Source organism: Affinundibacterium danionis, from assembly GCF_042432465.1.
GTDB classification, from domain to species: Bacteria; Pseudomonadota; Gammaproteobacteria; order Burkholderiales; family Burkholderiaceae_D; genus Undibacterium; species Undibacterium danionis.
Map to the genome: position 1 here is coordinate 184,742 of NZ_JBHLXJ010000009.1, position 16,560 is coordinate 201,301.

A 16,560-nucleotide genomic window follows, 5' to 3' on the forward strand; every position below is an offset into this window, starting at 1 on the left:
AAAATAAGCGCCAACTAAGTGTCAAATAGGCGCAAACCGTAAGAATGCAAACGGGGGAGATATAGGCTGCGTCAACCAAATGCTGCAACGCAGGGTTTACGTGTCTAGGAAATATAAAGAATTAATCCCACAAGTCAGGAAAGTAAATTATGAAAAAAATCAGTCAATTCTTAGTTAGTCTGTGTTTGGGTTTTTCTCTGCTTGCTAATGCGCAAGCACAGGAGGCGCCAGATCAACTGGTAAAACGTCTGAGTACAGAAATTATCGATGCAGCGAAAACCGATAAAGAAATTCAATCCGGTAATCGTCAACGTATTAATGATTTGGTTGAAAACAAAGTTCTGCCGTACATCAATTTTGAACGCATGACTTCTTTGGCGGTGAGTAAAAGCTGGCGTACAGCGACACCGGAACAGCAGAAACAATTGATTACAGAATTCCGTACTTTGTTAATTCATACTTATTCTGGTGCGATTACTCAAATTCGTGATCAAAAAGTCGAGTTCAAACCGTTCCGTTCTTCTCCAGAAGACACCGAAGTAGAAGTAAAAAGTTTGGTGATACAAACGCGTGGTGAGCCTTTGCAATTGAGCTATCGTCTCGAAAAAAGTGCCAATGGTTGGAAGATTTTTGACATCAATGTACTCGGTGCTTGGTTAGTTGAAACTTACAAAGGTAGTTTTTCCGCCGAAGTTAATAAAACCGGTATCGATGGTTTGATCAAGACTTTGGTTGAAAAAAATAAGAAGTTGGCAGCAGCTTCTATTAAAAAATAAACATTGATTGAATGTCGGAGTCCAGCATGGTCTTGCAAGATCAAGAATTAAGTTTGCGCAACGCAGTGTCCGTTTCCGAAGCGGGCTTGCAGGCGATTCATGCTGGCTCAGATCAAGTTGACATGTCACAGTTACAGGTCGTTGATTCCGCGGCAGTAGCGGTCATGTTGACTTGGCAACGTCAGGCGCAAAATTTACATCGTAACTTGCAATTTGTTGGCGTTCCGGCCAGCTTGTTGAGCTTGATTTCTCTCTATGGCTTGACCGAATTATTTCACCTACTCCCCGCCAATGCGGCTGAGCGACATTGATCCTCGGCGCTTTTCTTTTGCAATTTCTTTGCAATCTCGGTGATTTGTCTATACAAGCTGCGCATTAAAGCGCAACCCGTAATTCGACAAAATCCCCTATAATCGCAGGTTTTCGCGGTATTTTTCGTGATCTTGTTCCATCTTTAGTTCACTCTCTATGCGCGTAAGCGCGAATGCCACATGGCTGCCATACAAATTAGTAATGTACAAAAATCCTATCAGTCTGCAGGCAAAAAGCTACAGGCTCTAGGTGGTGTTTCACTTGCGATTGAAGAAGGCGAGTTTTTTGGTTTACTTGGCCCAAATGGCGCAGGTAAGACAACCTTAATTTCGATTATTGCCGGTTTGAATCGTGCTGACTCTGGCCAAGTTTTGGTGCAAGGACATGATGTGGTGCGCGACTACCGTGCTGCGCGCAGCAAGCTCGGTGTGGTGCCGCAAGAATTGGTGTTTGATCCATTTTTCACTGTGCGTGAAACCCTGCGTTTGCAATCTGGTTATTTCGGCATTAAAAATAATGATGCGTGGATCGACGAGGTCATGGAAAACCTTGATCTAACCAATAAAGCCGATGCGAATATGCGGGCTTTATCGGGTGGTATGAAGCGTCGCGTGCTAGTCGCGCAAGCATTGGTGCATAAACCACCGGTGATAATTTTGGATGAGCCGACAGCGGGTGTTGATGTGGAATTACGTCAGACTTTGTGGAAGTTCATTTCGCGCCTAAATCGTGAAGGGCATACCATCGTTTTGACCACGCATTATCTGGAAGAAGCGCAAGCTTTGTGTAATCGGGTTGCGATGTTGAAAGCGGGTAAGGTTGTCGCTCTCGATACCATGTCTGCTTTGATTAAACGTATTTCAGGTTCACAAATGAAAGTGCAGTTGGCGCAAGGTGAGTTCCCATCGTCATTGCACAATCTGATCATTGCTTCCGATACGCAAGCAGAAACGAATACATTTGCATTACGTATCACCAATTACGCTGAGGTTGAGCCGATACTGGCGAATCTGTGTCAAGCGGGTTGCGTGATTGAGGATCTGCAATTGCAACAAGCCGATCTGGAAGATGTGTTCTTACAAATTATGGGTGGAGGAAATCCGCAATGATAGGCTTCCGCACCTTATTGTATAAAGAAGTTTTACGCTTCTGGAAAGTCGCAACGCAGACCATCACCGCACCGATTATGACGGCGATGATGTACTTGCTGATTTTTGGTCAAGCGCTTGAAGGTCATGTCAAAGTGCACGGCGTCACTTACATGGCATTTTTGATTCCAGGTTTGGTGATGATGAGCGTTTTGCAGAACGCGTTTGCGAATGCATCCTCATCTTTGATTCAATCCAAAATTACCGGGAATTTGGTGTTCATCATGTTGCCACCGCTTTCGCATTGGGAAATGTTTTTTGCCTATGTGTTGGCGGCTGTCGTACGCGGACTTGCCGTTGGTTTAGGTGTGTTTGTGGTGACGGCATGGTTTGCACACTTGAGTTTTAGTGCGCCTTTATGGATAGCTTTATTCGCTTTGATGAGTGCCTTCGTGCTCGGTACGATGGGTTTAATCGTTGGTATTTGGGCGGAGAAATTCGATCAGCTCGCTGGTTTTCAAAATTTTGTAATCGTGCCAGCGACCTTTTTGTCGGGCGTGTTTTATTCGATCAATTCTTTGCCACCGATTTGGCAAACTATTTCGCATTTCAATCCCTTCTTCTATATGATTGATGGCTTCCGTTATGGCTTTACTGGCCAATCAGATGTCGATCCTGTACGTAGTCTTGTGATTGTGACGATTTTCTTGCTGGCGTTGACGGCAGTTGCCATGCAAATGCTGCGTAGTGGTTATAAGTTGCGGCACTGAATTTGAGATGGTGCATAGCCGCCATCCCGAAAAATTATTTGAAAATATTTTAGAAAGACCTATCGTGTTTCCTACACCAGAACAAATTAAAAATTACATCGCAGCCGGTTTGGAATGTACACATCTTGAAGTGGAAGGTGACGGTCAGCATTTCACTGCGGTGATCGTCTCCCCAGCATTCGCTGGCAAGCGTTTGATTCAACGTCATCAACTCGTCTACGCTGCATTAGGCGATCGCATGCGTGAAGAAATTCATGCTTTGTCGATGAAAACTTTAACTCCGGAAGAATTTCAATAAGCATGGATAAGTTACTGATCACAGGCGGCAATCGCCTGAATGGCGATGTCATTATTTCTGGCGCTAAGAATGCGGCTTTGCCGATTTTGTGTGCTGGGTTGTTGAGTGCTGGAGATGTGGTTTTGCACAATGTGCCGCATTTGCAAGACGTTGCTACGATGTTGAAATTACTCAAGCAAATGGGTTTGCGCGTCACTGAAGAAAACGGTGTCGTCACCTTAAATGGTGCAGCGATTGATAAGTTGGAAGCGCCCTACGATTTGGTGAAAACCATGCGTGCTTCGATCTTAGTGCTCGGCCCTTTGTTAGCCCGATTTGGCGAAGCAAAAGTCTCTTTGCCAGGTGGCTGCGCGATCGGTTCTCGTCCTGTTGATCAGCACATCAAAGGCTTGCAAGCGATGGGCGCGGAAATCACGATTGAGGCAGGTTATATCCACGCTAAAGCGAAACGTTTGCGTGGTGCGCGCATCGTCACCGATATGATTACCGTGACGGGTACAGAAAACCTGCTGATGGCAGCGACTTTAGCTGACGGCGAAACTGTTTTGGAAAACGCCGCGCGCGAACCCGAAGTCACTGACCTCGCTAACTTGTTAGTGGCGATGGGCGCAAAAATTTCTGGTATAGGTACGGATCGTTTGGTGATTCAAGGTGTTGATGCCTTACACGGTGCAACGCATACCGTGATTGCAGATCGCATCGAAACCGCCACTTTCTTGTGCGCGGTCGCCGCGACAGGTGGTGATTTGACCGTTAAAAATACGCGTAGCGATATTTTGGATGTGGCACTCGATAAATTGCGTGAAGCTGGCGTGATCATTACTACTGGCCCAGATTGGATACGTGCGCAGATGAGTGGACGTCCTAAAGCCGTGAGTTTCCGCACTACCGAATACCCAGGTTTTCCGACTGACATGCAAGCGCAATTTATGGCGCTCGACTGTTTGGCGAATGGCACTGCACGCGTCACCGAAACAATTTTTGAAAATCGTTTCATGCATGTACAAGAAATGAATCGTCTTGGTGCCCATATTGAAATTGATGGTCATACCGCGATCGTGAATGGCGTAGATAAATTAGTGGGCGCACCTGTGATGGCGACCGACTTGCGCGCATCGGCCTCTTTAGTGATCGCAGGTTTAGCCGCACAAGGTGAGACTTTGATCGATCGCATTTATCACCTTGATCGTGGCTATGACCGAATGGAAGTAAAGTTGTCCGCGGTGGGTGCGCAAATCCAGCGCGTTAAATGATGCAGCGTCAAAAATAACCAAGTAAATTAGTGAAATTAACTTAGCGAAATAATTGATATGAGTTCTCAGCAACTAACTTTGGCCTTGTCCAAAGGGCGCATTTTTGAAGAAACCTTACCGCTGTTAGAAGCGGCAGGTATTCACGTGACTGAAGATCCAGAAAAATCGCGTAAGTTGATTTTGGCAACCAATGATCCTGATGTGCGCGTGATTATTGTGCGTGCTTCAGACGTGCCAACTTATGTGCAATACGGCGCGGCAGATTTTGGCGTGGCAGGTAAAGATGTGTTGTTTGAACATGGTGGTGCTGGCTTGTATCAACCTATTGATTTAGGCATCGCAAAATGCCGCATGTCGGTGGCGGTGTCGGTTGGATTTGATTACGCAACTGCAGTGCGTCAAGGTGCGCGTTTGCGTGTCGCAACTAAATACACGGAAACCGCCCGTCAGCATTTCGCTAGCAAGGGTGTGCATATTGATTTGATTAAGCTGTATGGCTCGATGGAATTGGCGCCGTTGGTTGGTTTGTCCGATGTAATCGTCGATTTGGTCAGCACCGGCAATACCTTGCGCGCGAATAATTTGGTCGAAGTGGAAGAGATCATGGATATCTCTTCACGCTTAGTTGTGAATCAAGCTGCATTGAAATTGAAGCGCGAACGTTTGCAACCCATTCTCCAAGCATTCGAACGCGCGTCGGAGGGGAAGTAATGAGCTTCACCACAGCATTGACTCGCTTAGATTCTACACAGTCAGGTTTCGCGCAAACCTTACGTCAATTATTGGCATTCGAAGCGAGTGAAGACGCGGCGATTGATCAAAGTGTAGTACAGATCTTGCAGGCAGTTAAAACGCGCGGTGACACCGCGGTGCTTGAGTACACTCAACGTTTTGATCGTTTGTCAGGCATCAGCTCGATGCAAGCTTTGGAGATTCCGCAAGAGGATTTGCATGCAGCACTAGCGAGTATTTCTAATGAGCGTCGTAGTGCATTAGAGGCAGCAGCGCAGCGTGTGCGCTCCTATCATGAAGTGCAAAAGCGTGAATGTGGTTCTGCAGGATTTTCGTACACTGAAGCAGATGGCACGGTACTCGGACAAAAAGTTACTGCCCTAGATCGCGTCGGCATTTACGTGCCTGGTGGCAAAGCGGCTTACCCTTCTTCCGTACTGATGAACGCGATTCCAGCAAAGGTCGCTGGCGTGCGTGAAATTATTATGGTGGTGCCAACTCCCGATGGCGTGCGTAATTCTCTGGTATTAGCCGCTGCGGCCATCGCGGGCGTTGATCGTGTGTTCACCATTGGTGGCGCACAAGCGGTTGCTGCTTTAGCTTATGGCACAGAGAGTATTCCGCAAGTCGATAAAATTGTGGGGCCAGGCAATGCCTATGTTGCGAACGCCAAGCGTCGTGTATTTGGCACAGTGGGTATCGACATGATTGCCGGTCCTTCTGAGATTTTAGTTTTATGTGATGGCACGACTGATCCAGATTGGGTTGCGATGGATTTGTTCTCGCAAGCGGAACATGATGAACTCGCACAATCGATTTTGCTATGTCCTGATGCAGCCTACATTGATGCGGTACATGCCAGCATTGATAAGTTGATTGCAACAATGCCACGTGCCGAGATTATTCGAACTTCCCTGAAAGATCGCGGTGCTTTGATCAAAGTGCGTGACATGCAAGAAGCTTGCGACATCGCGAATGAGATCGCGGCCGAACATTTAGAAATTTCTGCAGAAAATCCGCAGCAATGGGCAGATCAAATTCGTCATGCGGGGGCGATGTTCCTTGGACGTTTTTCTTCCGAATCCTTGGGCGATTATTGCGCTGGGCCGAATCACGTTTTGCCGACTTCACGCACCGCGCGTTTCTCATCGCCTTTGGGTGTATATGATTTCCAGAAGCGTTCATCGATGATACAAGTCAGTGAGCAAGGCGCGCAGACTTTAGGCAAGATCGCGGCAGAACTCGCGTATGGTGAAGGATTGCCTGCACATGCTCGTAGTGCTGAGTTGCGTTTGAAATGAAATACCCAATGAAAAACAAAATCTTTAACCGTAAAGGTGCAAAGTACGCAGAGGAAAGTATAGAAAACTTCTCTTCTTTTGCTGCTTTCGTTACACCTTTGCGGCTAAGTTTTTTTCTTCGTTCAATCATATGAACAGTTTCATTAATCAGATTTTTAATGAAGATGCTATCACTGGTTTGCAGCGCATTCCTGATGGCAGTATTGATCTGATTTTGACCGATCCACCTTATGGTTTGGGTAAGGATTACGGCAATGATTCTGATAAGCAGGAAGCGGCGGATTACTTGGCGTGGACTGAGCGTTGGATTGACGCCGCTTTGCCAAAACTCAAGCCAACTGGCTCGCTGTACATCTTTTTGACTTGGCGTTATTCGCCAGAAATTTTCGTGATGCTCAAGCAGCGCATGACGATGATCAATGAAATTATTTGGGATAGACGAGTGCCGTCTATGGGCGGTAGCACCCGTAGCTTTTCTTCAGTGCATGACACGATAGGCTTATTCGTGAAATCGAAAAATTACTATTTCGATTTAGATGCGGTGCGTATTCCTTATGATGCGGCGACCAAAAAAGCCCGTTCGCGCTCGATCTTTGTTGGTGCTAAGTGGTTAGAACTCGGTTACAACCCAAAAGATTTGTGGAGTGTGTCACGTCTGCATAAAGAAGATGTAGAACGTGTTGAACATCCAACCCAAAAGCCTTTAGAAATTATTCAACGTATGGTGCTCGCATCTTGTCCAAAGAATGGTGTGGTACTTGATCCGTTTATGGGCAGTGGTACCACTGCGATTGCGGCACGACGTTGTGGTCGACAATTTGTCGGCTTTGAACTCAATCCAGATTACTGCGCCATCATCGAGGCGCGTCTACAATCGGCAGAGGCAGAATTACAAGTTCTGAATAATCAACCGACAGAACCAGTGCGGGCTAAACCTGTGCTTGCTAAAGTAAGTAAACGAATCAGTAAAGCGAAAACGGTGGTGACCAAGGCGAAAGCTGAACCTGCGAAATCAACGAGGCGAAAAAAGAGTGTAGCGTCACTTGAAACTTGATTCTTAAGAATTATTCATTGAACTTAAAACGAGCAACTGTCTCATGTCTATAGTAGAGAATATTATTCGCGCTGATGTGCGCGCTTTGTCGGCGTATCACGTGCCTGACGCAACGGGGCTTTTGAAACTCGATGCGATGGAAAATCCATACACCTTGACGCCAGCTTTGCAGCAAGCATTGGCGAAACGTTTATCGGAAACCGCCTTAAATCGTTATCCTGTGCCAAATTATTTGGCTATGAAAGAAGCGTTGAAAACGAACTTCGGCGTGCCTGATGGCTATGACTTGGTGTTGGGCAATGGTTCCGACGAATTGATTGCGATGATCAGTATTGCTTGTGCCAAACCGGGCGCAAAAGTATTGGCGCCAATGCCGGGATTTGTGATGTATGCGATGTCTGCACAATTTGCGGGCATGGAATTTGTTGGCGTACCGCTGAACGCAGATTTCACACTCGACAAAGCGGCGATGTTGGCAGCGATTGCGGAGCATCGTCCGGCGGTGACCTATTTGGCTTATCCAAACAATCCGACTGGTACTTTGTTTAATGCTGCCGATATGGAAGAAATTATTACGGCAGTGGGCGACACTGGTTTAGTGATCGTCGATGAAGCTTACCAACCATTTGCGCAAACAAGTTTTATGTCGCGTTTGCCAGAATTTTCGAATTTGGTTGTGATGCGCACGGTATCCAAATTAGGCTTGGCAGGAATACGCCTAGGATACATGTCGGCGTCTGCCGCTTTACTGCAAGAATTTGATAAAGTTCGCCCACCTTATAACGTTAATGTGTTGACCGAAGCGGCGATACTTTGTCTGCTAGAACACGCCGATGTGTTTGAGCAGCAAGCGGCGCAATTGCGCACGCAGCGCAGTCAGTTGTCTAGTCAACTTGCTAGCTTGCCAGGCGTGGAAGTATTTCCGTCTGCCGCCAACTTTTTGTTAATTCGCGTGTCAAATCCCGAGAAAAGTGAGACATATGGCAATGAAGTCTTCACAAAATTGTTGGAACAAAAAATTTTGGTGAAAAATGTGGGTAAAATGCATGCACTATTGCAGAATTGTTTGCGCATCACCGTCAGTACGCCAGAAGAAAATGCACAATTTTTAAATGCGTTTAATCTGGCTTTGGAATAAGTTTTTTTGAAATTTTTATTAAAATTTTTCTGTCGAATTTCACTCAACAACATAATAGCTAACCAGCTAACCACAATTAGCTAATCTCATCATGCAACGTACAGCGCAAGTTACACGCAATACCAATGAAACCAAGATTCGCGTCGCGATTAATCTCGATGGTACTGGCAAACAATCTTTAAAGACGGGTGTGCCGTTTTTGGATCACATGCTCGATCAAATCGCACGTCATGGATTAATCGATTTAGATATCGAAGCCGATGGTGATTTACATATTGATGCGCATCACACGGTGGAAGATGTTGGTATCACTTTGGGACAAGCATTTGCACAAGCCATCGGCGACAAAAAAGGCATACGTCGCTATGGTCACGCCTATGTGCCACTCGATGAAGCTTTGTCACGCGTCGTAATTGATTTCTCTGGTCGTCCAGGTCTGGAATATCATGTTGATTTTAAACGAGCGATGATAGGTTCATTTGACGTCGATTTGACCCATGAATTTTTCCAAGGCTTTGTGAATCATGCTTTGGTCTCTCTACATATTGATAACTTGCGTGGCGAAAATGCGCATCATCAATGTGAAACCATATTCAAAGCCTTTGGTCGCGCGCTGCGTATGGCAGCCGAATTAGATGAGCGCGCCTTAGGTACCATTCCATCCACAAAAGGTAGTCTATAAAAAAGCGATAGCGATGGCATAAAGCTTGCATGTTTATGCTATTCGCGAATACTTCACTATGCCTACTCCCTCATTGTTATGAATAAGATTGTTGTCGTTGATTACGGCATGGGTAACGTGCGCTCTGTTGCGCAAGCATTACGTGCGGTTGCCCCTGAAGCCGAGGTTCTGATTTCAGGTTTGATTGCGGATATTCAATCGGCTGATCGTTTAGTCTTGCCAGGCCAAGGAGCGATGCCAGATTGCATGCGTAGTTTGCAAGATTCGGGTGTGCAAGAGGCCTTGCTACAAGCAGCACGCGAAAAGCCCTTATTTGGCGTTTGTGTCGGCGAGCAGATGTTGTTTGACCTCAGCGCAGAAGGGAATACACCATGTCTAGGCTTACTTCCAGGTAAGGTTGTACGCTTTGATTTAAGTGGACAATTGCAAGAAGATGGTTCCCGTTATAAAGTGCCACAAATGGGATGGAATCGCGTGCATCAAACGCAAGCACATCCGCTTTGGAATGGCATTGCTGACGATAGTTATTTTTACTTCGTGCATAGTTATTTTGTGCAAGCTGAATGTGAGCAAGACGTAGTCGGCACGACTGAATATGGGCAAGTATTTACTTCGGCTGTGGCGCGCGAGAATATTTTTGCAACGCAATTCCATCCCGAGAAAAGCGCCGCTGCGGGACTGCAACTATATAAAAACTTTGTACACTGGAATCCCTAACACTTGAATTATTGAACGACTTATCAACATTATTGTCTGTTTGCTGTAGTTGCACATGAACAAGTTATGTTGCTGCGGTAACGAATATTGTGTTTTACCTCTTTTTAAATTTTAATCATCTTATACATTCATCATGCTGCTCATTCCTGCTATCGACCTGAAAGATGGTCACTGCGTACGCCTCAAACAAGGCGATATGGATCAAGCCACAGTATTCTCAGAAGAACCTGCACAGATGGCACGCCATTGGTTAGAACAAGGCGCACGTCGCTTGCATTTGGTTGATCTGAATGGTGCCTTCGCTGGTAAGCCAAAAAATGAAGCGGCGATTAAAGCCATCATCAAAACCGTGCGTGAATACGCAGAAGAGACCGATACTGAAGAAGTGCCAGTGCAATTGGGCGGCGGTATCCGTGATCTCGATACCATAGAGCGCTATTTAAACGCCGGTATTTCTTACATTATCATCGGCACGGCTGCTGTGAAAAGTCCTGGCTTTTTGGCTGACGCTTGTAGTGCCTTTCCTGGACAGATCATCGTTGGTATTGATGCCAAAGATGGCAAAGTAGCGACCGATGGTTGGAGCAAAATGTCTGGACATGATGTGATTGATCTTGCGCAAAAATTCGAAGGCTATGGCGTTGAGGCAATTATTTATACCGACATTGGCCGCGATGGCATGATGGGTGGCGTGAATATTGATGCCACAGTGAAATTAGCGCAAGCTGTGACGGTTCCTGTTATTGCATCGGGTGGTGTACATGTGCTGGCAGATGTCGAAGCCCTCTGTGATGTGCAAGACGAAGGTATTGAAGGCGTTATTTGTGGCCGCTCAATTTACGAAGGCACATTAGATTTAGCAAGTGCACAAGATCGCGCTGATGAACTCAGTGGCGACTTGATTTACGAAGAAGACGAAGAATGACTTTAGCCAAAAGGATTATCCCTTGTTTGGATGTGAATGCCGGACGAGTCGTCAAAGGCGTCAATTTTCTGGAATTGCGTGACGCTGGTGATCCCGTCGAAGTAGCGCGTCGTTACGACTTGCAAGGCGCGGATGAAATCACGTTTTTGGATATTACAGCGTCCTCTGATGATCGTGATTTGATTTTGCCTGTGATTGAGGCTGTCGCATCTCAAGTATTTATTCCTTTAACGGTTGGTGGCGGGGTGCGCACGGTGGCCGATGTGCGGCGTTTATTAAATGCGGGTGCGGATAAAGTCGGTATGAATACTTCTGCCGTGACTAATCCGCAATTAGTCGCCGACGCAGCGCATAAGTATGGATCTCAATGTATCGTGGTCGCAATTGATGCCAAAGCGGTCGCGCCTGGAAAGTGGGAAGTGTATACACACGGCGGGCGTAACGCGACGGGTTTGGACGCGGTCGAATGGGCTCGCAAAATGGCGGAATTGGGGGCAGGTGAAATTTTACTCACGAGTATGGATAAAGATGGTACCCGTTCCGGTTTTGATCTGGCCTTAACCCGCGCGGTTTCGGATGCGATTGATATTCCAGTCATCGCTTCCGGAGGTGTCGGCGGCCTGCAAGATTTGGCCGATGGCATCAAATTGGGCGGTGCAGATGCCGTTTTAGCCGCTAGTATTTTTCATTTTGGACAGCACACAGTGCAGGAAGCAAAACAGTTTATGGCAGCACAACATATACCAATGAGGTTGACATGAGTTTTCGTTGGTTAAACAAAGTGAAATGGGATGAAGTTGGTTTAGTCCCTGTGATAGCGCAAGAAGTGGGCAGCAATGATGTCGTCATGTTTGCATGGATGAATCGCGAAGCACTGAGTCGCACTGTAGAAACGGGTGAAGCGGTGTACTGGAGTCGTTCACGCAAAAAATTATGGCACAAAGGTGAAGAATCTGGTCACGTACAAAAAGTCAAAGAAATCCGTTTAGATTGTGATGAAGACGTGATTTTACTGAAGATTGAACAAGTAGAAGGCATCGCTTGTCATACCGGACGTCATTCGTGTTTCTTCCAAAAATTTGAAGGCAATGTTGATGAGGGTGAGTGGGTGACCGTCGATCCTGTGCTGAAAGATCCCGAATCGATTTACAAATAAGTTGAGCACAAGATGAGTCAAGAATCGATACTGCATCAACTGGCTGCGGTGATAGAAAGTCGTAAGGCGGTCAATGGTGGCAATCCTGAAACCTCTTATGTCGCGAAACTGTTTCATAAAGGCGATGATGCGATTTTAAAAAAAATCGGCGAAGAAGCGACCGAAACCGTGATGGCAGCAAAAGATGCGCGGGTTTCTGGCGATACTTCAGATTTGCTGTATGAATGCGCGGATCTTTGGTTTCATTCGCTTGTCATGTTAGCGCAGTATAATTTGCACCCGCAGCAAGTGCTGGACGAACTAGCCAGACGTGAAGGCATTTCTGGAATAGAAGAAAAAGCTTCTCGTGGTGACAACTAAAGTTCGTGTTTGACCGTATAGATAAATTAAAAATGTAGGGGCGTCATCCCTGCGTAGGCAGGGATCCAGTGACTTTAGATTTTTACTCCACTAGATTCCCGCCTTCGCGGGAATGACGATACGTAGAGCATGGCTTAACTGAATAGCATTGATGCTTTAGCGCGGTTTTGTAACAAATTTTGAGTGAACAGCATGGATAACTGTATTTTTTGTAAAATCGTCGCCAAGCAAATTCCGGCGACTGTTTTGTATGAAGATGATGAATTGTTAGCATTTAATGATATCAATCCAGCAGCTCCCGTACATTTTTTGATTATTCCCAAAAAGCATTTGTCGAGTTTGGCCGACGCAAAAGCCGAAGATGCCGTATTGTTGGGTAAAATGTTGGAATTGGCACCGAAACTAGCTGCCCAACAAGGCTGTGCTTATGTCGAGCATGCGGATGGTTCAAAGTCTGGTGGATTTAAAACCGTTGTGAATACGGGACCTAACGGTGGTCAGGTCGTCTATCACTTGCACATGCATGTGATCGGTGGCGCTGAACTGTAATTATTTTATTGATCGATATTTAGGGCTTGTCCCTTGAAGGAAGCATGATGGGTTCATTTAGTATTTGGCATTGGTTGATCGTCTTGGTGGTCGTGGTATTGGTATTTGGCACCAAAAAACTCGGTAATGTGGGTAGCGATCTGGGCAAGGCCGTAAAAGGTTTTAAAGATGGCGTCAAAGGTGAGGATGAAAAATCACCGAAGGCAGATGAGCAAAAAACCATCGACGTCGAGGCAAAGGATAAATCGACACACTAATCTTCGGATGGTGTTAGAGCAGATTTATGATAGACCTAGGATTGACCAAGCTAGCCCTGATCGGCGCTGTAGCTTTGATTGTAATTGGTCCCAAAGACTTACCTAAAGTGGCGCGCATGGCTGGCACCTTGTTTGGTCGTGCGCAACGCTATATCAGTCAGGTGAAATCCGAAGTCAGTCGTGAAATCGAAATGGAAGAGTTGCGCAAAATGCAGAAAGAAGTGGAGTCTGCAGCGCAAAATTTCGAGCAGGATATCCATAAAGAATTTTCGGAAGCGCAGCAGGAGTTGAATGAGCTGGTGCAACCAGAGTCGCACTCAAGCTATTCACCTTACGATTATTACACCCCACCATCTAGCGATGCGATGATGGCGAAAGCGAAAAATTTTCGCCGTAGGAAAGTCGCAAAAACCTCGAATATTCCCAGTTGGTATAAAAGCCGTCATGGCCAACGTAGTCAAGTCATGTCGGGTGCAGCTCGCATGGCGAAACATCGAGTTAATCGCAGTCCTTCATCGAGTTTTTTCTAAATGCTCTCAAGAGTTCATTTAAGGGCATGTCATGAGTGATAATAATTTCATGGGTATGCAAGATACCTTCATTTCTCACCTGGTTGAGTTACGTGATCGACTAGTGAAAGCCTGTGCGGGAATCGCTATCGTTTGTGCTGGGCTGTTTGCGTGGCCTGGTCCGTCTGCGGTATATGATTTTTTGGCTCAGCCTATGGTGGCGGCTTTGCCCGCGGGTGCCAAGATGATTGCTACCGGCGTGATTTCTCCATTTTTGGTGCCGATGAAAGTCACCTTGCTGCTGGCGTTTTTGTTGGCGCTACCTTGGGTTTTATATCAGGCTTGGGCTTTTATTGCGCCGGGTTTATACGCTCATGAAAAACGTTTGGTGGCGCCTTTGGTCATCTCTTCCTCGGTGTTGTTTGCGGCTGGTGTCGCTTTTTGTTATTTCTTTGTATTTGGGCGCGTTTTCAAGTTTATTGCCGAGTTTGCCCCAAGCTCGATTACGGTCGCGCCTGACATCGAAAATTACCTCGATTTTGTGATGTCGATGTGCTTGGCATTTGGCTTAACTTTCGAAGTACCGATTGTGGTTATCGTCTTAGTGCGAACGGGTATCTTGACGGTAGAAAAGCTGAAAGCAATTCGTTCTTATGTAATCGTCGGCGCCTTTATAATTGCAGCTGTTGTGACGCCGCCAGATGTTGTCAGCCAACTGGCGCTGGCTGTCCCGATGTGGATGTTGTTTGAATTGGGTTTGTTCGTGGCGCCTATCTTTGTCAAAGCGACTCAGGCACCACCAGAAGAATAAGGCTATTTAGTTGAACTTGGCTGCGCGCAGCCAAGTGACTAAAGGCAGGGCTGCTTTAAAGCCACTGACAAGTTGCTTATGTACATCTTCGTACAACAAGCCATCTAGCTGGCACTCAGTCCATACCATCATACTTTTCAATTTCAAATATTCGATCATAGGATGTTCAGGATCGAAGCCCTTGGGTGGGCGCACTAATTTTCCTTCTTCTTGCAAGTCACCAAAGCAGGCTTTTAAGGCTTTGTTTTTAATGACTTTTTTAAAGCCAGCTTCATCTTCAAGAATATGCTGGCGGAGGTTCTTCAAGCGATCTGCTGGTGGCATATACTCGCCTACCGCAAACAGTAAACGATTGTCCTGACTGATTTGAAAATAATACGCAGGTCCACCGCCGTCGCTAGGCTTCTTACGACCACTTGGTAAGATTGACGCCGAAAAATAGGTTTTATAGGGCGATTTGTCTTTGCCAAAACGCACATCGCGGTTGATCCTGAACAAGGCTTTCTTCGGATCGCATTGTGCGATAGCAGGGTCGAATTTACTCAGTTCTTGAATTAAGCGCGCCACCATTACTAAAAATTCTGCACGTAAAATATCGTAGCGGGGTTTGTTCATCACAAACCAGGCGCGGTTATTGTTTTCCGATAACTCAAATAAGAAACGACTTAATTCTTGTACGTGCATGTGATTTCCAATGAGGGTTTTATTCTTCTAATTTAAAGGGCGGACGTTTGCCAACATTAATTTCCAAAGAAATTTCATTCGATTGACGCAAGATTTTTAATTTTGCTTTTGAGTTGGGTTTTAAGGCGGCAATTTGATTCATCATTTCGCGACTATTCTGAAATACCTTGCCATCAATCGCGATGCAAATATCACCTGGCTTGACGCCAGCCTGATCCGCTGGTCCGCCGCGCACTACCGCCGCAACGATAGAGCCTTTGGTTTGTTTAATATTGAAGCTCTCGGCCATCTCGGCGGTGATATCTTCTGGACTGATACCGAGGTAGCCACGGACTACTTGACCATCAGTGATGATCGCCTCCATCACCATTTTGATGGTCGATACCGGAATAGCAAAACCAATGCCGAGTGAACCACCATTTTGAGAGTAAATCGCGGAATTAATTCCTAGTAAGTTGCCGTTTGCATCGACGAGTGCACCGCCAGAGTTGCCCGGATTTACCGCAGCATCAGTCTGTATAAAATTCTCATAGGTATTGATGCCTACACTATTACGTCCTAGCGCTGATACGATGCCCATGGTAACGGTTTGGCCGACTCCAAATGGATTGCCTATAGCCAGTACTACATCGCCTACATTTGACTCTTCTGAGTGTCCTAAGGTGATCGTCGGTAAATCTTTTAAATCAATTTGCAGTACGGCGAGATCGGTGTCTGGATCGGTGCCAATGACTTTGGCTGTGGCTTGGCGACCATCAGCGAGTGCTACTTCAATCGCATTCGCACCTTGAATCACATGGTTATTGGTAAGTATGTGTCCTTGTGGGCTCATAATAACGCCAGAGCCACTACTGGAAGGGCGTTCTGATTTTGGGCGAGCTTGCTCACCAAAAAAACGTTTAAAAAATGGGTCGCTTAATAGAGGATTGTTGTTGTTCGAATTGCGCGAGGCGCTGATATTGACTACCGAAGGCATCGCGCGCTTTGCTGCCAAATGATACGAACCCGACGCCACCACCTTGCTACTTGGCGCTTCAATCAAAGTCGCCGAAGAAGTCAGGCTAACATTCTTGTTGACGGAAAAACCTTGTTGTAACCAATTTGGCTTCAAGCTGGTTACAATAAACCACAGCGCCAAACCGACAGTCACGGTTTGAGCAAATAATAGCCATAAACGACGCATGATGA

Annotated in this window: 22 protein-coding genes; 20 read left to right on the plus strand and 2 right to left on the minus strand. The window is 46.2% G+C overall.

Going from position 1 to position 16,560, the window contains the following annotated elements:
* Window positions 1-149: 149 nt before the first annotated feature.
* From ACFFJH_RS08995 to tatC, 20 genes are all read left to right on the plus strand, one after another.
* On the plus strand, window positions 150-776 hold the full coding sequence (locus tag ACFFJH_RS08995; RefSeq protein WP_390211793.1) for an MlaC/ttg2D family ABC transporter substrate-binding protein: 627 nt from the start codon (window positions 150-152) through the stop codon (window positions 774-776).
* A gap of 26 nt (window positions 777-802) precedes the next feature.
* The gene (locus ACFFJH_RS09000) at window positions 803-1,087 is read left to right on the plus strand and encodes an STAS domain-containing protein (protein ID WP_390211794.1); all 285 of its coding nucleotides are present in this window, start codon (window positions 803-805) and stop codon (window positions 1,085-1,087) included.
* A gap of 180 nt (window positions 1,088-1,267) precedes the next feature.
* Window positions 1,268-2,197, plus strand: coding sequence for an ABC transporter ATP-binding protein (locus ACFFJH_RS09005; protein WP_390211796.1), 930 nt, complete (start codon window positions 1,268-1,270; stop codon window positions 2,195-2,197).
* Window positions 2,194-2,946 carry an ABC transporter permease gene (locus ACFFJH_RS09010; protein WP_212675948.1) on the plus strand — a complete coding sequence of 251 codons (753 nt, stop codon included), beginning with the start codon at window positions 2,194-2,196 and terminating at the stop codon, window positions 2,944-2,946. The genes ACFFJH_RS09005 and ACFFJH_RS09010 overlap by 4 nt, the downstream gene beginning before the upstream one ends.
* 64 nt (window positions 2,947-3,010) lie before the next feature.
* Window positions 3,011-3,244, plus strand: a complete 234-nt coding sequence (locus ACFFJH_RS09015) for a BolA family protein (protein ID WP_390212405.1) — start codon at window positions 3,011-3,013, stop codon at window positions 3,242-3,244.
* A gap of 2 nt (window positions 3,245-3,246) precedes the next feature.
* Window positions 3,247-4,497: a UDP-N-acetylglucosamine 1-carboxyvinyltransferase gene (murA, locus tag ACFFJH_RS09020; RefSeq protein ID WP_390211798.1), complete on the plus strand. Its 1,251-nt coding sequence runs from the start codon at window positions 3,247-3,249 to the stop codon at window positions 4,495-4,497.
* 57 nt (window positions 4,498-4,554) lie between these two features.
* Window positions 4,555-5,208 carry an ATP phosphoribosyltransferase gene (hisG, locus tag ACFFJH_RS09025; protein ID WP_212675950.1) on the plus strand — a complete coding sequence of 218 codons (654 nt, stop codon included), beginning with the start codon at window positions 4,555-4,557 and terminating at the stop codon, window positions 5,206-5,208.
* Window positions 5,208-6,530 (plus strand): histidinol dehydrogenase, encoded by a 1,323-nt coding sequence (hisD, locus tag ACFFJH_RS09030; RefSeq protein ID WP_390211800.1) that lies wholly within the window; start codon window positions 5,208-5,210, stop codon window positions 6,528-6,530. Before hisG ends, hisD begins: the two co-directional genes overlap by 1 nt.
* Window positions 6,531-6,660: 130 nt before the next feature.
* Window positions 6,661-7,584: a DNA-methyltransferase gene (locus ACFFJH_RS09035; RefSeq protein WP_390211802.1), complete on the plus strand. Its 924-nt coding sequence runs from the start codon at window positions 6,661-6,663 to the stop codon at window positions 7,582-7,584.
* 43 nt (window positions 7,585-7,627) lie between these two features.
* A complete protein-coding gene (hisC, locus tag ACFFJH_RS09040; protein ID WP_390211804.1) occupies window positions 7,628-8,722 on the plus strand; it encodes a histidinol-phosphate transaminase in 1,095 nt (364 codons plus the stop codon).
* 91 nt (window positions 8,723-8,813) lie between these two features.
* A complete protein-coding gene (gene hisB, locus ACFFJH_RS09045; protein ID WP_189346215.1) occupies window positions 8,814-9,404 on the plus strand; it encodes an imidazoleglycerol-phosphate dehydratase HisB in 591 nt (196 codons plus the stop codon).
* Between the two features lie 78 nt (window positions 9,405-9,482).
* Entirely contained in the window at window positions 9,483-10,121 is a 639-nt protein-coding gene (hisH, locus tag ACFFJH_RS09050; protein ID WP_390211806.1) for an imidazole glycerol phosphate synthase subunit HisH, read from the plus strand.
* 133 nt (window positions 10,122-10,254) lie between these two features.
* Window positions 10,255-11,046: a 1-(5-phosphoribosyl)-5-[(5-phosphoribosylamino)methylideneamino]imidazole-4-carboxamide isomerase gene (hisA, locus tag ACFFJH_RS09055; RefSeq protein WP_212675955.1), complete on the plus strand. Its 792-nt coding sequence runs from the start codon at window positions 10,255-10,257 to the stop codon at window positions 11,044-11,046.
* Window positions 11,043-11,807 (plus strand): imidazole glycerol phosphate synthase subunit HisF, encoded by a 765-nt coding sequence (hisF, locus tag ACFFJH_RS09060; protein WP_390211809.1) that lies wholly within the window; start codon window positions 11,043-11,045, stop codon window positions 11,805-11,807. The genes hisA and hisF overlap by 4 nt, the downstream gene beginning before the upstream one ends.
* Window positions 11,804-12,202, plus strand: a complete 399-nt coding sequence (gene hisI / locus ACFFJH_RS09065; RefSeq protein WP_212675956.1) for a phosphoribosyl-AMP cyclohydrolase — start codon at window positions 11,804-11,806, stop codon at window positions 12,200-12,202. Before hisF ends, hisI begins: the two co-directional genes overlap by 4 nt.
* Before the next feature lie 12 nt (window positions 12,203-12,214).
* Entirely contained in the window at window positions 12,215-12,562 is a 348-nt protein-coding gene (locus ACFFJH_RS09070; protein WP_390211810.1) for a phosphoribosyl-ATP diphosphatase, read from the plus strand.
* Window positions 12,563-12,754: 192 nt separating this feature from the next.
* Complete coding sequence (locus tag ACFFJH_RS09075; RefSeq protein WP_390211811.1) at window positions 12,755-13,111, plus strand: histidine triad nucleotide-binding protein; 357 nt, start codon at window positions 12,755-12,757, stop codon at window positions 13,109-13,111.
* A gap of 47 nt (window positions 13,112-13,158) precedes the next feature.
* Window positions 13,159-13,368, plus strand: coding sequence for a Sec-independent protein translocase subunit TatA (gene tatA, locus ACFFJH_RS09080; protein ID WP_390212408.1), 210 nt, complete (start codon window positions 13,159-13,161; stop codon window positions 13,366-13,368).
* Between the two features lie 26 nt (window positions 13,369-13,394).
* Window positions 13,395-13,898, plus strand: a complete 504-nt coding sequence (gene tatB / locus ACFFJH_RS09085; protein WP_390211812.1) for a Sec-independent protein translocase protein TatB — start codon at window positions 13,395-13,397, stop codon at window positions 13,896-13,898.
* 31 nt (window positions 13,899-13,929) lie between these two features.
* Window positions 13,930-14,688 (plus strand): twin-arginine translocase subunit TatC, encoded by a 759-nt coding sequence (gene tatC / locus ACFFJH_RS09090; RefSeq protein WP_390211813.1) that lies wholly within the window; start codon window positions 13,930-13,932, stop codon window positions 14,686-14,688.
* Between the two features lie 6 nt (window positions 14,689-14,694).
* Here the strand turns inward: tatC and ACFFJH_RS09095 are convergent, their stop codons facing one another.
* Both ACFFJH_RS09095 and ACFFJH_RS09100 read right to left on the minus strand, forming a co-directional pair.
* Complete coding sequence (locus ACFFJH_RS09095) at window positions 14,695-15,372, minus strand: DUF2461 domain-containing protein (RefSeq protein WP_390211814.1); 678 nt, start codon at window positions 15,370-15,372, stop codon at window positions 14,695-14,697.
* Between the two features lie 19 nt (window positions 15,373-15,391).
* Complete coding sequence (locus ACFFJH_RS09100; RefSeq protein ID WP_390211815.1) at window positions 15,392-16,555, minus strand: S1C family serine protease; 1,164 nt, start codon at window positions 16,553-16,555, stop codon at window positions 15,392-15,394.
* Window positions 16,556-16,560: the final 5 nt, after the last annotated feature.

What these genes read in the sequence shown, in the direction of transcription:
- tatC (WP_390211813.1), top strand. Translation starts at nt 13,930, where the DNA reads ATGAGTGATAATAATTTCATGGGTATGCAAGATACCTTCATTTCTCAC.
- hisB (WP_189346215.1), top strand. Translation starts at nt 8,814, where the DNA reads ATGCAACGTACAGCGCAAGTTACACGCAATACCAATGAAACCAAGATT.
- ACFFJH_RS09010 (WP_212675948.1), top strand. Translation starts at nt 2,194, where the DNA reads ATGATAGGCTTCCGCACCTTATTGTATAAAGAAGTTTTACGCTTCTGG.
- ACFFJH_RS08995 (WP_390211793.1), top strand. Translation starts at nt 150, where the DNA reads ATGAAAAAAATCAGTCAATTCTTAGTTAGTCTGTGTTTGGGTTTTTCT.
- tatB (WP_390211812.1), top strand. Translation starts at nt 13,395, where the DNA reads ATGATAGACCTAGGATTGACCAAGCTAGCCCTGATCGGCGCTGTAGCT.
- hisF (WP_390211809.1), top strand. Translation starts at nt 11,043, where the DNA reads ATGACTTTAGCCAAAAGGATTATCCCTTGTTTGGATGTGAATGCCGGA.
- ACFFJH_RS09100 (WP_390211815.1), bottom strand. Translation starts at nt 16,555, where the DNA reads ATGCGTCGTTTATGGCTATTATTTGCTCAAACCGTGACTGTCGGTTTG.
- ACFFJH_RS09075 (WP_390211811.1), top strand. Translation starts at nt 12,755, where the DNA reads ATGGATAACTGTATTTTTTGTAAAATCGTCGCCAAGCAAATTCCGGCG.
- hisA (WP_212675955.1), top strand. Translation starts at nt 10,255, where the DNA reads ATGCTGCTCATTCCTGCTATCGACCTGAAAGATGGTCACTGCGTACGC.
- murA (WP_390211798.1), top strand. Translation starts at nt 3,247, where the DNA reads ATGGATAAGTTACTGATCACAGGCGGCAATCGCCTGAATGGCGATGTC.
- ACFFJH_RS09005 (WP_390211796.1), top strand. Translation starts at nt 1,268, where the DNA reads ATGGCTGCCATACAAATTAGTAATGTACAAAAATCCTATCAGTCTGCA.
- hisC (WP_390211804.1), top strand. Translation starts at nt 7,628, where the DNA reads ATGTCTATAGTAGAGAATATTATTCGCGCTGATGTGCGCGCTTTGTCG.
- ACFFJH_RS09095 (WP_390211814.1), bottom strand. Translation starts at nt 15,372, where the DNA reads ATGCACGTACAAGAATTAAGTCGTTTCTTATTTGAGTTATCGGAAAAC.
- tatA (WP_390212408.1), top strand. Translation starts at nt 13,159, where the DNA reads ATGGGTTCATTTAGTATTTGGCATTGGTTGATCGTCTTGGTGGTCGTG.
- hisD (WP_390211800.1), top strand. Translation starts at nt 5,208, where the DNA reads ATGAGCTTCACCACAGCATTGACTCGCTTAGATTCTACACAGTCAGGT.
- hisG (WP_212675950.1), top strand. Translation starts at nt 4,555, where the DNA reads ATGAGTTCTCAGCAACTAACTTTGGCCTTGTCCAAAGGGCGCATTTTT.
- hisH (WP_390211806.1), top strand. Translation starts at nt 9,483, where the DNA reads ATGAATAAGATTGTTGTCGTTGATTACGGCATGGGTAACGTGCGCTCT.
- hisI (WP_212675956.1), top strand. Translation starts at nt 11,804, where the DNA reads ATGAGTTTTCGTTGGTTAAACAAAGTGAAATGGGATGAAGTTGGTTTA.
- ACFFJH_RS09070 (WP_390211810.1), top strand. Translation starts at nt 12,215, where the DNA reads ATGAGTCAAGAATCGATACTGCATCAACTGGCTGCGGTGATAGAAAGT.
- ACFFJH_RS09000 (WP_390211794.1), top strand. Translation starts at nt 803, where the DNA reads ATGGTCTTGCAAGATCAAGAATTAAGTTTGCGCAACGCAGTGTCCGTT.
- ACFFJH_RS09035 (WP_390211802.1), top strand. Translation starts at nt 6,661, where the DNA reads ATGAACAGTTTCATTAATCAGATTTTTAATGAAGATGCTATCACTGGT.